11 protein-coding genes are annotated in these 13,801 nt (G+C 55.1%); 5 read left to right on the top strand and 6 right to left on the bottom strand.

Going from position 1 to position 13,801, the window contains the following annotated elements; all coding sequences use genetic code 11:
* Nucleotides 1-22: 22 nt before the first annotated feature.
* Nucleotides 23-958, bottom strand: a complete 936-nt coding sequence (locus tag HQL65_10510) for a cytochrome c3 family protein (GenBank protein MBF0136662.1) — start codon at nucleotides 956-958, stop codon at nucleotides 23-25.
* 88 nt (nucleotides 959-1,046) lie between these two features.
* Nucleotides 1,047-2,018: an ankyrin repeat domain-containing protein gene (locus tag HQL65_10505; GenBank protein ID MBF0136661.1), complete on the bottom strand. Its 972-nt coding sequence runs from the start codon at nucleotides 2,016-2,018 to the stop codon at nucleotides 1,047-1,049.
* A 467-nt stretch (nucleotides 2,019-2,485) separates the two neighbouring features.
* Here HQL65_10505 and HQL65_10500 point away from each other — a divergent pair, with 467 nt between their 5' ends.
* From HQL65_10500 to HQL65_10490, 3 genes are read left to right on the top strand one after another with little or no spacing between them, the layout of a single operon-like run.
* Nucleotides 2,486-2,935 carry a hypothetical protein gene (locus HQL65_10500; protein ID MBF0136660.1) on the top strand — a complete coding sequence of 150 codons (450 nt, stop codon included), beginning with the start codon at nucleotides 2,486-2,488 and terminating at the stop codon, nucleotides 2,933-2,935.
* Nucleotides 2,936-2,940: 5 nt separating this feature from the next.
* Nucleotides 2,941-4,869, top strand: a complete 1,929-nt coding sequence (locus HQL65_10495; GenBank protein ID MBF0136659.1) for a sigma 54-interacting transcriptional regulator — start codon at nucleotides 2,941-2,943, stop codon at nucleotides 4,867-4,869.
* 10 nt (nucleotides 4,870-4,879) lie between these two features.
* A complete protein-coding gene (locus tag HQL65_10490; protein ID MBF0136658.1) occupies nucleotides 4,880-6,595 on the top strand; it encodes a polysaccharide deacetylase family protein in 1,716 nt (571 codons plus the stop codon).
* Nucleotides 6,596-6,813: 218 nt separating this feature from the next.
* On the opposite strand, the gene HQL65_10485 is transcribed toward HQL65_10490, so the two are convergent.
* The 3 genes from HQL65_10485 to HQL65_10475 all read right to left on the bottom strand — a co-directional run bounded on the left by HQL65_10485 (nucleotide 6,814) and on the right by HQL65_10475 (nucleotide 11,218).
* The gene (locus tag HQL65_10485; protein ID MBF0136657.1) at nucleotides 6,814-7,329 is read right to left on the bottom strand and encodes a hypothetical protein; all 516 of its coding nucleotides are present in this window, start codon (nucleotides 7,327-7,329) and stop codon (nucleotides 6,814-6,816) included.
* Between the two features lie 209 nt (nucleotides 7,330-7,538).
* A complete protein-coding gene (locus tag HQL65_10480; protein MBF0136656.1) occupies nucleotides 7,539-10,757 on the bottom strand; it encodes a response regulator in 3,219 nt (1,072 codons plus the stop codon).
* 59 nt (nucleotides 10,758-10,816) lie between these two features.
* Nucleotides 10,817-11,218: a response regulator gene (locus tag HQL65_10475; GenBank protein MBF0136655.1), complete on the bottom strand. Its 402-nt coding sequence runs from the start codon at nucleotides 11,216-11,218 to the stop codon at nucleotides 10,817-10,819.
* Between the two features lie 451 nt (nucleotides 11,219-11,669).
* On the opposite strand from HQL65_10475, the gene HQL65_10470 reads away from it, so the two are divergent.
* Together HQL65_10470 and HQL65_10465 are read left to right on the top strand one after the other, a co-directional pair.
* Nucleotides 11,670-11,885 carry a hypothetical protein gene (locus HQL65_10470; GenBank protein ID MBF0136654.1) on the top strand — a complete coding sequence of 72 codons (216 nt, stop codon included), beginning with the start codon at nucleotides 11,670-11,672 and terminating at the stop codon, nucleotides 11,883-11,885.
* 369 nt (nucleotides 11,886-12,254) lie between these two features.
* Nucleotides 12,255-13,607: an ion transporter gene (locus tag HQL65_10465; protein ID MBF0136653.1), complete on the top strand. Its 1,353-nt coding sequence runs from the start codon at nucleotides 12,255-12,257 to the stop codon at nucleotides 13,605-13,607.
* Between the two features lie 12 nt (nucleotides 13,608-13,619).
* Here the strand turns inward: HQL65_10465 and HQL65_10460 are convergent.
* On the bottom strand, nucleotides 13,620-13,801 hold a 182-nt coding region (locus HQL65_10460), incomplete at its 5' end, for a hypothetical protein (GenBank protein ID MBF0136652.1).

The following is a 13,801-nucleotide window of genomic DNA, read 5'->3' as shown; positions in this document are numbered from 1 at the left end:
CCGTTCAGGATTGACAGGGAGGTCATTTTGATCTCCTGGCGGCGAGTATTCGACCCAATCCGTGCAGGGTGACACCCAGGAGGGTCAAACCAACCAGGATCAGGCTGAAACGATCCAGCCAGGCATTGCGCGTCATGCCGACGATATAGGCATCGTTGAGGACCACGCTGTTGATGAATCCGGCTTTCTGGCGATCTTCCTGGGCACGAAATTTGTAAAGTTTGGTCAACAGGATGGAGTCACGGGTGTGGCAGGCCACGCAATTGCGTTCTGCATAGGTTGCTTTCAGGATGACGTGATTGCCTCCCAGGGTGGGGGTATGGCACTCCAGGCAGCGGACCGAGCGCCAGTGCAACGCCACCTGGGGCAGCCAATTGTGGGTTGTTTCCAGGCTGGCGAAGCGTCGTTTGGTCAGGGAAGCGGTGCCTGCCTGGGTTTTATGGCAGGTCAGGCAGATTTGATTGTCGCGCAGGACCAGGAGGCTGATTTCGCTTTCCTTGGGGACGGTCTGGAAGGAGTGTGGTTCGTGACAGGAAAAGCAGTCGAACCGGTCCGGCATGGATTGGAAGTGAACGCTGTTCAGGAACTCACGTTCGATGCGCTCGAATTTATTGCGCTGGAAACGGCTGTTTTCCATGTGACAATCGACACAATGGCGTGTTTCCAAACTTGATGCGGCATCATGCGGGTACTGTTTGAAACCTTTGCCGTGACAATCCAGGCACTCTTGTTTCTTGTGGCTGGATTGCTCCAGCTTTTTCTGGTCCACGAAAAGGCTGATGAGCCGACCGGTGCGTGGGTCGTGTTGCGCCAGGGTGGGCATGCCGTGGCACCGTTCACAGTAGGCATTGGTGCCTTTATCGATGGCCTGGGCGGGAGAACCCCACAGGAACGTGAAGATCGAAACGACGGAAAGGAGAACCGCTGTGGCGATTCTCCTTTCGGAGGTCTGCGTCATGAGTCAGGTCTCCCCGGGCCTCTTTCAGCGTGTTGTTTCCATGGGCAACCCCGTTATTTCCGGGTGAAGGCGAGGTTGCCCCCTGTCCTCAGGCGTGACCGGCATCGGCGGCGATCAGGCGGCGGATGGCGGAATTCTGATCCCGACTGGTCGTATAGTCGATGGCGGTTTTGCCTTCCTTGTCGGTCTGACCCGGGTTTGCACCCCGGGCGATCAGGGCACGCACGGTGTCCAGGTGATCGTGCCGGGCGGCAAACATCAGGGCTGTGGTTCCCTCGTCATTGGCAGCGTTTACATTGGCTCCGCTGGCGAGAATGTCTTCCACGATCCCAGTGTATCCCTTTTCCGCCGCCAGGAGAAGTGCTGTGCAACCACATTCATGTTGTGGACTCAAATCGGCCTTGGCACTCAGGAGGGCCTTGACGGTTTTGTCATGTCCGCCTTTGGCGGCCAGCATGAGGGCGGTATATCCTTCCCGGGCTTGCTGGTTGGGGTTGGCACCATGGGCCAGCAGCACTTTGGCGACGTTGTCAAAACCGCGTTCGGAGGCGAGCATCAGGGCTGTTTTGCCCTGGGCATCGGCCCGATCCACCGGGGCACCGCGCTCGATCAGAAGCTGGACCAGTTCCGGATATTGATAGCGGGCGGCCAGCATGACAGCATCGATGCCACTGCGTGTATGTACGGACGGATCCGCGCCGGCAGCGATCAGGGTTTCAACGATCTCTTTCGAGCCCCATTGGGCGGCCAGCATCAGGGGTGTATAGTTCCACGAGTCGCGCACATTCACTTCCGCCCCTTTGGCGAGCAGGTGGCGCACCACATCGGCATGACCATTCTCGGCGGCCAGCATCAGGGCGTTGCGACCCATGTAGCCACGGGCATTGCCATCGGCTCCCTGGGCCAGCAGTTGATCGACCTGTTGCAACTGACCATCCATGGCAGCCATGGTGAGTTGTTGCGGTTCCGACTCGGAGCGGCTGTCCCCCATCTGTGACAAGGCGGCCATCCCGGCCAGGGCCAACAGTGCTGCGGTGAATTTCATTCCTTTGGCGTTCATGGTTCTTTCCTTCGGATCAGAGACTTCTTGCAAACTTGTTCTGTTCTTTAAACTGCAACCATCCGGGGGATGGCTCGGATTCAGGTGGATGAGGTTCGTCGCTTCGGAGAGGGACGTTCCTTCTTTTTCGTTTTCATGGCGCTCTTCCTGTGGCATCCTGCCGGGTCTTGATCACAACATTAGAATCTTCTGCTTTGCTAATAAATATGCATCTTCCTTGCCATCACCAGAGGCAATTATGTGTGTATTTTGTAATATATTGTTTTTTATGAGTTATTATGTTTGATGAACTCTTTGATTTCCCCTCTCCTTGCGTTGAGGGACGCCTGTGAGGCAAGATTTGCCTGCGCAAAAGGGTGCTGTGGGACAAAATGTCCAGGACATTTTGTCCCAGAAGTGTTCCAGCGACAGATTTTCGACCATTGTGCAGGGCAAAAACTCTGGCGGTCACGAGCCTGGAGTGTCTCATGCCCGGTCTGGGACATATTCTTGGACAGTGTCTCATCCGCGATGCGGAACAGCTCCTTTTTGGCCATCAGACAGAGCCGAAAACCCTTGCGGCTGTGAGCTTCAGACAAATACCGGAAACCTTCATGGACACAAGCCTGGAGTGTCCCATGGTCGGTCTGGGACATACTCTTGGACAGTGTCTCATCCGCGAGGCAGAGCAGCTCCTTTTTGCCCGTCATGCGGAATCGAAAGCTCTGGTGGACACAAATCTGGAGATAATCCTTGGCTGGTTTGGGACAAACGCCCGGACCCTGATTCGTCATCAGGTTCGAGCGGAAGTGACATGGACAGGCGGAAATGGACAGGCGAAATCGGCAACCCTGGCGGATACGAACCTGGACATACACCAGGGATGGTTTGGGATGGACTCCCGAACCCTGACCCGTCATCAGGCTGGAGCGGAGTGATATCGATGACCTACAGGCCCCGCATTTTGATTGTACGCGAAGAGGCCGATCTGCCGGTTCCCGTTGAAGCTTGGCTGTCTGGAACAAATTTCCAGGTCAAGACCATCCGGGGAAGGGATTCGACGGTGGATGCCCTGACCGGCGGTGCTTTCGATCTCATTCTGGTCGGAGTCCCGGCCCATGGCCCGGACCCGGAATGGCTGGGAAAAATCCAGAAGCTGAGTCTGGGCGCACCCCTGCTGCTGGTTGGTGGCAAACCCGTCTCCGAAGGCATCACCATTCTGGTCTTCGATCATCTGACCGATCCTGTCACCTCGACCCGGTTATTGAAATCCATCCAACAGGCCTTGGAGTTTCGGGCCGTATCCGGGCGGCGCCACCTTTTGCGTCAGCAACTGGATGCCGTCATGGACGGGGTCGAAGAGGTTGTCATTCTGGTCGATGAAAACATGATTGTTCTCAATGCCAATGAGGCTGCCCACCGTTTGTGCGGCTTTCCCCCCGATACCGGACGTCCCATCACCATTGCGGAACTGACGCCGTGTGGTTCCTATCTGGAAGAAATTTTTCAGCGGATTGTCGAAAATCGTCAGGCCGTGCGCCGGGAGGAACGTTCCTGCACCCTTGAACAGGATCAACAGTCCCTTTCCATGCAAGTCTCTGCCGCACCAATCTGGGGCAATGCCGGGCGTTTTGATGGGGTGGTGTTTGTGGTTTACGATCACACCCGGCACACTGGACCAGGTCCATTGCGCGGTCCGCGGAGCCGGTTTCATCGCCTCATTGGCCAGAACGCCCGCATGATGGAAATCTACAATCTCATCGAAGATGTTGCCGGCATGGATACCACCATCCTGATCACCGGCGAATCCGGTACCGGCAAGGAACTCATTGCCGAGGCCCTGCACGCGGAGAGTCGCCGCAGAGGCGGACCCTTCATCAAGGTCAATTGTTCGGGATTGCCGGAGTCTCTTCTCGAAGATGAACTGTTCGGTCATGTCAAGGGGGCGTTTACCGGTGCCATCAAAAACCGCATGGGCCGTTTTCAAATGGCCGACAAGGGGACCATCTTTCTGGATGAAATCGGGGATATTCCACACTCCATGCAGACCCGTCTTCTGCGCATCATCCAGGAACGGGAGTTCGAGCCGGTCGGGGAGTCGCGCACGGTCAAGGTCAATGTCCGGATCATCACCGCCACCAATCGTGATCTGCAAAAACGCATCCTTGAAGGAGAGTTTCGCGAAGATCTCTATTTCCGTCTCAAGGTGGTCGAAATCCACCTGCCTCCCCTGCGGGAACGGTCCGACGATCTTCCCCTTCTGACCCAGCATTTTTTGCAAAAATTCAATACCAAACACAACAAACACATCAACAGATTGGATCATACGGTCATGGATCTGTTCCAGAAGCATGCCTGGCCTGGCAATATTCGGGAACTGGAAAATGTCATCGAACATGCCTTTGCCTTTTGCCGTCAAAATGAAATCCGGATGGAACATCTGCCCAGGGAGTACCAGAAATTCAACAAAACCGGTGCCGGTGATATCCTGAGTGGAGAGGTTCCCGAACGACTCACCGCCCTCCACAGGGAGATCGATTCGTCTGACTTTTCTCCTTATTATTTCGGGGAAAACAATGCCGGGTCAAACGATCTCGAAGAAATCGTTTCAAATGACATTCTTCCCGACAGAATCACTCCGGAAAAAATGGATTCCAGGAGTGCGAAACCGGTGAAATCGCCTGATCACGATGCAGCCGAAAAACATCTTCCGGCAGCTTCGTCCATCAATCCTGATGAGGATCCGGATGAAAAAGGACGGATCCTTCAAGCCCTGGAAGCGGCACATTGGAAAAAAATCGTTGCGGCCAAAATATTGGGTATGAGCCGCAGCAATCTGTACCGGAAACTGGACCAGTACAACATCAAATGAACTGTTTGTGATGCGTCCACTCAAATTGATCTTTTTCGTGGCGGCATCACCGGCCCCCGGTCCTCTCTGGCTGGTGCGTGAACTGGCTGGCATGCGCGGAGTGATTCTGGACGGGGTTGTGGTGGCCAGTGGTCGATGTTGCTCGGGGCACCGGAAAAGCCTGTTGAAACGGGGAATCTATCGTTTTCCAGGATACTGGGCAGAGCGGGGTCCGGATTTGCCGATCCGGCAGGCCGTCCGGGCTGTGGAGCAGGCGTTTACGGCAGATTATCCGGCCCGTGCCGTGACTCCGGCTTCCTGGGTTGCCTGGTGTCAGGACTTTGGAATTGCCTGTGATTGCCTGGATGCCGACTCTCCCCGGAGCATCGGCAGGGAGTTGGCACGCCGCCAACCGGATTTGGGCATCGTCCTGGCAGACGGCTGGTCGGAGACCTCCTTGTTGCAGGTACCCCATCTGGGATCCTTGCAGGTTTATGGTGGACCGTTGCTGCCCGGCAGGATTGCCTGGCAACCGGGTCTCCTGGAACTCCTGACCGCTCGCGAACACATCCTGTTGACCCTGCGCTGGTGGGGGTCTCCAGAGCGGGCTGCCGGCGAAATTGCCGCCCAACGTCTTCTCGCCATTGAGCCTTGTGCGACCCTGGAAAGCCTGGCCATTCTGGGGACACAGTCGAGTCTGCTTCTGATCCGGGAATGGATGCAAAATTTTTGTGCCAATCAAGCCGGTTTGATCGGCCGTGCGCCCCTGACCCTGCCAGGTGGACGTGGACACTCGTTCCATCCGGACCCCCAGGCCGGTTTTGCGAACATTTTTTCTGGTCGGGTGGCCCGGCAGCGCCGGCAGCGGATCCTGGAAATGCCGCGGTACCGGCATCACGCTTCGGAAGAGCGGTCCGGTGCCATTCTCCAGGAGTCTGCTCAATACCTCCAATCCCGTCAGGCCGGTCAGGAACACCTGGCGCATCGGATCGCCGTCGGGGATGCCCCCATCGTGGTTTTGTACTATCATCGCACCGCCAACGATCATGGGCATGGCATCACCCTGCCCCTGGAAGAGTTTGTCCGTCAGATCACCTTCATACATCAACATGCGGAAGTGATCTCCCTGGACATGGCCGTCCGGCGTTTGGCCAGTGGCCACAATTCCCGCCTGGCCGTGGCCATTACCATCGATGACGGTTATGCAAGCGACCTGATCACGGCCCTGCCCTGGCTGGAAATGCACGGTCATCCGGCGACGTTGTTCATTTCGCCTGGATTGATGCTGGAACGGGCAACGCCGTTGGGATTTGATCTATTGACAGCGGATGATGTGCGAACTTTGCGTCGCCGTGGTTTCGGCATCGGTTCCCACACCATGTGGCACGCCGATCTGGGGCAGAATACGGGGCCGCAGGTCGATTTTGAATTGCAGCGCAGTCGGGAAATACTGGAAGAGATCCTGGACGAACCGGTTCACCATTTTGCCTTTCCATTCGGCGTGCATGGCAAAAACATCACCCGGGAGGCTTTTCTCAAGGCACGCTCCGTGTATCGTTACCTCTATTCAGCCTATGGGGGATACAACTTTCCCAGCCGGTTCGATGGGGTCCATGTCCGTCGCTTTCCCACGCCCAACTCGGTCCTGGAAGTGGCCCGTCTGCTGGCCGGCCTGGTTCCCACCTGGATGGATCCGGAACAAAAAATTCCCTGGGATACCCCAACCAATTTTATCCCCCCGTTTTGACCCCGTCCATTTTGCAGTATGGTTTCCGGGAAAATTCGGTGGTGCCTTGCCATGACCAGTTCATCTTGAATTTACATGACAATTCCACATCCGAAGAAGCATCATGCACCTGGCTTGAAAATACTTAAAAATCAATTAGTTCTCGGATAAGACGAAGCGCATCGTGGCAATGGGCCAAGTCATCGTGGGTTACCATTCGAAATCGCTGGCAGAAAAAATCAGCGGAGAAGCTTGAGTGCCGCGACAACAAGCCCGGCCAGCGTGAAGGTGGAACCGATGTACCACATCACCATTTTCATTCCCAAGGCACTGATATCAGCCCTGACAGAACTGACTTCAGCCCTGACAGAACTGACTTCAGTCCTGACAGAACTGACTTCAGTCCTGACAGAATTGACTTCAGCCCTGACAGAACTGACTTCAGTCCTGACAGAATTGATCTCGGCCTTGATAAAATTGACCTCGACCTTAACAGAACTGATCTCGGCCTTGACAGAACCGATCTCGGCCTTGACAGAATTAATCTCGGCCTTGACCTCATCCCTGGTGGCAAAATGGGACATCTCACGACGCACGGCGGCAAATTCTGCGGTCAACGTTGCCTTGATGGCGGCAACGTCATTTTTCAACAAGCCAACATCCGTCCGAATTTCCCGAATATCTGCCTTCAGCTCCGCCACATCTGTCTGAATGTGGCTGACATCCGATTCAAGTTTGGCGACTCGTGCTTCCATCCCACCCTCTCCTCCACTGCTGCCACCGCTGGACGACTGCCTGGGTTGATCCGTACCAATCGCACCGATATCCCTGAAGTCAGCAATCCTGGACATTTCGGCCATTCTGTTCCCCTCCAGTCTTTATTTCAACAAGAAGTTCATCTCTGCACGCCAGATGCAATCGTACAGCGGCACAGTTTTGGCGGACGCAGCAGAACCTCCCGGGTTCAGGAAACGGACGTTTCTGCAAGCATTTCCAAGGCTTTTTCCACTTCCTGGGTGAGATCGGCAAAGATGGTTTCGGACTCGGTCCAGTTTTTCATTTCTGCCTTGCCGGCCAGCAACATGGCCTTGATGCGCACCCGCGATGCTCCCACATCAGTAGCGGCATTCTTGATCCATTCGGCGGCCTTGCGGGCCTGCATGGGGTCCTTGATTTCCAGTTGATGTTGCAGGGAACGCAACTTGTCGGGTCCTTCCTTCAGGAAAATTTCCCGGTTGCGGACAAAGTCTGCCGCATCACCCACCACGGGTTTCAGGACGGGTGTTTCACTGGTTTTGATGATCTTGGGTGGTGGTGGTCGCCGGGCGGCAGTCGATTTGGCCAGGAAGGGATTGATGGCGTCGATCAGTTCCTGTGGACGGTAGGGTTTGCGCAAGAAGCCGTTCATGCCCTCTGTCTGACAACGCTGTCTCTCCTCTTCCAGGGCGTGGGCCGTCACGGCGATGATGGGAATTTCCTTCTTGCCGATCATGGGACCTTCCCCGGCCCGAATGACCCGGGTGGTTTCATGGCCATCCATTTCAGGCATTTGCAGGTCCATCAGGATCAGATCGAAATCGGCATTGGCCATGGCATCCAGGGCTTCCATGCCATTGTTGGCCACCGTGACCCGGTGTCCGGCCCGCTCCAGAATGGCCAGGGCCAGTTTTTGATTGTTGACCAGATCCTCGACCAGAAGAATGCGGCTGGGATTCTCCATGGGCTTGGCTGCGGGTTCGGTCTTGACGACAAGTTTGGCAGGTTCCTGGGACGCGACAATACCCATGGTCTGTTTGACGGTGCGCAACAGGGCAAATTTTTTGATGGGTTTGCGACAGCAAACCTGACCATCCAGGCGACAGGCATTTTCAACATCTTCCAGACGCAGATGGGTCGGCAACAAAAGAACCGCATTGCCATGCCAGCCCGCATGGGCGCGCCACGCCTCCGGCGGCTGGTTGTCCTGATCCAGGACACCATGATCCAGAACCAGGACATCAAAGGGACGCATGCGCTTTTTCGCCCGTTCAAGGGCTTCCATCATTTCGGGCACATCGGAGGCCTCCTGGACATGGGCACCGGCGTGGGTCAGGATTTCCCGCACGATCTCCCGGCCGACAGCACTTTTCCAGACTGTCAGGATGGAGAGGGCAGCCAGTTGTTCGGTTGCCGGATGACCAACCCGGTCCTCCATGATGCGGCCTGGTTGATCGGATCCCCGCTTGCCCAGACCGAATTCAGCCGTGAAATGAAACGTGCTGCCAAATCCCTCTTCGCTTTCCACCCACATTTCGCCGCTCATCATGGCTACCAGACTGCGGCTGATGGTCAACCCCAGCCCGGATCCTCCGAACTGTCGCGTTGTGGAACCGTCTGCCTGGGTAAAGCGTTCAAATATTTTTTCCTGTCGATCACGCGGGATACCGACACCCGTATCCGTGACGGAAAAATGGAGCATGGCCCGATTGCCCAATCCCGGTGGACGCACCTTGTTGCCCGGCACATCGCCCGGCTGGGCAGCGCGCACCCGCAACACCACTTCTCCAGCATTGGTAAACTTGATGGCATTGCTGAGCAGGTTGATCAACACCTGATTGAGGCGCAACGGGTCGCCGACCAGGGTTTCCGGAAGATCGTGCGCCACATGGCACAGCAGATCGAGATCTTTCTGGTGGGCCTTGACGGCCAATCCCTCGCAGGCGTTTTCGACCCGGCCCAACAGATCGAAGGGAATCTGTTCCAGTTTGAGGTGGCCGGCCTCGATTTTGGAAAGGTCCAGAATGCCATTGATCAGCTCCAGCAGGGATCTGGAAGAATTCTGAACAATTTCAAGATATTCTCGCTGCTCTGGCGAGGGATTTCCTTCCAGAAGCAGATCCGTCATGCCGATGACGGCATTCATGGGGGTACGGATTTCATGGCTCATGTTGGCCAGGAATTCGCTTTTGGCCCGGTTGGCCGACTCGGCCACGGTCAAGGTTTCTTCCAGGGATTTGACGAGCTGCTTGCGTTCGGTGATGTCGTGCATGAAGCCGGTGAAGAACAGGCGGCCATCGTTGCTCAGGGAGGTCAGAGCCATTTCCAGGTCGATTACCAGACCATCCCGTCGCAAACCCTGGACTTCGACCCGTCGTTTCAGGTTGACGGTCTCTTCTCCCAAGGTAAGCCGCCGGGAAAACGCCGCATTGTGGGCATCGCGGGCGTGCGGGGGCATGATCGTATCGGTAATGGGTTTACCCAGCAGTTGGTCGCGGCTGTAGCCGAACAATTTTTCCGCTGCCGGATTGAAATCGACCAGGCGTCCGTCCTTGTCGATGGTCACGATGGCATCCAGGGCACTTTCCAGGACTGATTTGAGGTGATTTTCCCGGCTGCGGAGTTTGACGAGGGTCTCTTCCAGACGTTTGGTGCGTTCCTGAACCAGGCCTTCCAGAGCTTCATATTTTTCGATCAGCTCGACGTTTTGCGAGACGCGGCAGAACAGTTCTTCATTGCGAAACGGTTTGATCAAGAAATCGTTGGCTCCGGCCTTGATGAACTGTGCGGCGAGATTCATGTCTCCATGCGAGGAGAGACCGATGACGGCCACGTGGTCGCGGGGATATTTGGCGCGGATTTGTTTGGTCAACTGGAAACCATCCATGCCCGGCATTTCGTAGTCGGAGATCACCATGCGCACATTGTTTTCATCCAGGACCTGCAAGGCCTGTTTGCCGTCGGCTGCCTCCAGCACCTTGAAACCATACAGACGCAAAAACCGGCACAGGCTGAAACGAAAACTGCGGGAGTCGTCCACCACCAGGACCTGAATATTCTGGTTCTGCCGCAGGCGCTGGATAAAATAAATGACCGAATCAATGACGTGAACGCTATCCTTGATGAAATAGTCCAGCACTCCCTTGGAAAGGACCTTGCTGCGCAAATCCTCCTTGAACTCTCCAGTCAAAACGATGGCGGGAATTTTGTGTGAGAGGATCAGATCGACGATTTCGCCATCCTGGGCGTCGGGAAGATGCAGATCGAGGATACCCAGAAAACAGCCGCCCCGTTTCGATGTGACCCATTTTTGGGCCTCGGCATAGTCACGGGCCAGAATCACTTCACAGGGAAAGGTTGCCTGCAGGCGACTTCTGAGCAGGGAGGCGAAGCTCCGCGAATCTTCGACGATCAGCAATGAATCCATGATGGAATATCCACGACAAGAGGTTTCCGGGGTTGACCCTGCCGGAATCCGGATGGAGCCTACTCGGAGACGAGACCGTACTCTTTGAGTTTCTGCAAAATCTTGGCCGTTGTGACCGGTTTGGTGATGTAATCGTTGCAGCCTCCCCGGAAAAAGGCCTTGACGACCTGTTCTTCGGTATCCAGGGCGCTGATCATGAAAATCACCGCCGGAGAGGAAGAGCTGATACCGCTTTTGTCCTCGATTTCCCGCATGCGTGCCAGGGCTTCCTGGCCATCCATGACGGGCATCATGATATCCAGGCATACGAGGTTGTAGGGGTTGCCATCTTCCAGGGCAAACTGGAACGTTTCCACAGCCTCCAGACCATTGGCGGCAAAATCGCAGGAGCCGTATTTGGTCAGGATTTTTTCCAGCAGCATGCGATTGTTGAACTGGTCATCGACGATCAAAATCCTCATGGGGTCAGCCTCATTGCAGAATCAGCACGACAAGGGGATCCGAACCGTTTGGTTTGTCTTGATCGGACCGATATCCGGCTTGGGTGTCCAGATCATTGGGTGACACAGGCTCCTGTCGGGCGCTGGACACTCTCGAACGATGCAGTATGCCATTTCTGTCGATCATAAGAAACCATCCTGATGCCAGGATTTGATTTGCGGGACATTTTTTTTCCGTGTGCAGCCGGGTCACAATTTTCCCATCCGCCCGGCATTCCTTGCCGATAGTCACTGTTCCCGGGAGGGGAGTTCCGGTTGAAAGGAAGCATGAAACAAGGCCGGGTGTAGCCAACTTGTTGATTTAATTTTTGTTCAACAAAATTTATTTGTTTGGCATTTGTTTTGCGAGACACAGGGCGTGCCGAGTGGCATCTACGGAAGGCTATATAAAAAGAAAGAAGGAGGACGTATCATGAAGCATTTTCGTATTGACGATGGTGGAGTTGGTTTTTTCCTGTGCCATAATGGCCGGGTCATTGCGGAAGGATTGACCCGGGATGAGGCCGTCGATGCAGCAGAACACCTGGAACGGCTCTTCTATGAGACTCCCGTGGAAAGCTTCGGCAATCTGGTTGCCTTTCAATCGGCAGTCGCCACGAGCGGCAGTCGCATACGGAATCAAATCTGATCCCACGGCAAGGATCCCAGGTATCCCTGGATCCTTTCCGAATTTCAGTTCAGGCATGTCCAGCCGGGCATGCAGAATCATGGCCGGAGATTGCCGAATCATCTCCGGCCATTCTGTTTGCAGTCCTTTTGTATCGGATGATTCCAGGTCAATCCTCTGGTCTGGCCACTCTTTGCGGTCTGGTCACTCCTTCGGTTGTGAAATCCACAACAATCCAGATCGAAAATTTTTTAACAGACCCTTTACGGACGCTCAGGTCTGACTCCATAATTGCGATGTAGCCGGGTGGGATGGGCGTTTTGGGGGTGTGTCCCGTCTGGAGCCATGTGGAAAGTTTGACGATCTGAATTTTCAGTGTGGATGGGCCGCATGTCCGAAAAGAAACAATCCTTCCTGATACCCAAGGGACGCTTCCGCATCTATTGGGACTACGTCATTCTCATGGCGGTCAGTTGGTATGGACTTTCCGTACCGATTGAAATCGCTCTCAAACTGGATATTCCCGACTGGTCCTACATGCTGGATGTGGTTTTGACCATATTTTTCATGGTGGATATGTATGTCAACTTTCACACCCCCTTTCTGAAGGATGGTGAACAGATCACGGATATCCATGCCATCCGCAGACGCTATTTGAAGAGCCGGTTTATCATCGATCTCATTTCCACAATTCCCTGGGATCTGTTGTGTTTGTTCTATTTTGGCAACGATCCGCAAGCGCTGGCCTTGATACGCACCGTGCGTTTGACACGCGCCCTGCGTCTCGTGCTGGTTCCCAGTGTCATGGCCGACCTGCGTTCTCATACCGAACATGCCCTGGTTGACACCATCCGATTGGGGGCCAGTCACCGGTTGAAAGTGCTGAAAATGTTGTTCTGGGTGGTCATGGGACTCAATGCCCTGGCCTGTGGCTGGATCCTTCTCCACGAAACGCCCAACAAGGAGCCGCTCTCCATCTACATCCAGGCCATGTATTGGCTCGTGGTCACCGTGGCGACGGTCGGCTATGGAGATATTACGCCCACGACGGATATTTCACGCATCTATGCCACCCTGGTAATGGTGGTCGGCATCGGCATGTATGGTTTCATCATCGGCAACATTTCCACCACCATCGCCAACGCCAACTCGTTCGAAAACCGGCGCCAGGAAAAATTCGCTGCCCTCTCTGCCTTCATGCGACAGTACAACATCCCCTTGCGTCTCCAGGGTGATATTTTCAGCTTCTACAATCATTTCATGACGGAAAGGGCGGCTTTGACCTCCGAAATTCTTCAGGAGCTGCCGCCAGAGTTGCAAAGGGAAATCAACCGGTACGTCAACATGGTCATGTTGCGCAACGTGCCCTTTTTTGCCCAGGCCTCCGAAGAGTGTCTGTCGGATATGGTCGAGTGTCTGACCACCCGTATCTGCACCCCACGCGAACAGGTGATTCGCGCCGGCGACAAAGGCGATGAAATGTTTTTCCTGAGTCACGGTGTGGTGGAGGTCCTGACCCCGGAAGGACATCCGCTGGTCAAGCTGCGGGCCGGTTCCTTCTTCGGGGAAGTGGCCCTGTTGCGGGATGTGGAAAGAACAGCCACGGTGCGGGCCATTACCTTCTGCGATCTCTACGTGTTGAGCAGGAGTGATTTCACCCGGGTTGTCAAAAGCTATCCGGATTTCGGTCTGCAATTGGATGGCGTGGTTCGGACCCGCTATACCTCCCGCAAAGAGTCCTGATCCACCGAAAGATCATGACCAGCCGGTTGGGGGATCATAAACCTTCTCTGGATCCTGGTCCCGGGTGGCAAACTCCTGAGTCTCTTTCAGATATTGAATGTTGTGCAATTTGTAGAGGTCATCCCCGGGTTTGTCGCCACGCTTGCGGCAGACCACGGCAACCGGGCCGTGGGCGGCGTATTTTTTTTCGTAAT

It is taken from the genome of Magnetococcales bacterium, assembly GCA_015228935.1.
Taxonomy (GTDB): Bacteria; Pseudomonadota; Magnetococcia; order Magnetococcales; family DC0425bin3; genus HA3dbin3.
The sequence above is the reverse complement of the archived record's forward strand: the minus strand, read 5'-3'. Positions and strand labels throughout refer to the sequence as shown.

What these genes read in the sequence shown, in the direction of transcription:
- HQL65_10510 (MBF0136662.1), bottom strand. Translation starts at nt 958, where the DNA reads ATGACGCAGACCTCCGAAAGGAGAATCGCCACAGCGGTTCTCCTTTCC.
- HQL65_10505 (MBF0136661.1), bottom strand. Translation starts at nt 2,018, where the DNA reads ATGAACGCCAAAGGAATGAAATTCACCGCAGCACTGTTGGCCCTGGCC.
- HQL65_10500 (MBF0136660.1), top strand. Translation starts at nt 2,486, where the DNA reads ATGCCCGGTCTGGGACATATTCTTGGACAGTGTCTCATCCGCGATGCG.
- HQL65_10495 (MBF0136659.1), top strand. Translation starts at nt 2,941, where the DNA reads ATGACCTACAGGCCCCGCATTTTGATTGTACGCGAAGAGGCCGATCTG.
- HQL65_10490 (MBF0136658.1), top strand. Translation starts at nt 4,880, where the DNA reads ATGCGTCCACTCAAATTGATCTTTTTCGTGGCGGCATCACCGGCCCCC.
- HQL65_10485 (MBF0136657.1), bottom strand. Translation starts at nt 7,329, where the DNA reads ATGGAAGCACGAGTCGCCAAACTTGAATCGGATGTCAGCCACATTCAG.
- HQL65_10480 (MBF0136656.1), bottom strand. Translation starts at nt 10,757, where the DNA reads ATGGATTCATTGCTGATCGTCGAAGATTCGCGGAGCTTCGCCTCCCTG.
- HQL65_10475 (MBF0136655.1), bottom strand. Translation starts at nt 11,218, where the DNA reads ATGAGGATTTTGATCGTCGATGACCAGTTCAACAATCGCATGCTGCTG.
- HQL65_10470 (MBF0136654.1), top strand. Translation starts at nt 11,670, where the DNA reads ATGAAGCATTTTCGTATTGACGATGGTGGAGTTGGTTTTTTCCTGTGC.
- HQL65_10465 (MBF0136653.1), top strand. Translation starts at nt 12,255, where the DNA reads ATGTCCGAAAAGAAACAATCCTTCCTGATACCCAAGGGACGCTTCCGC.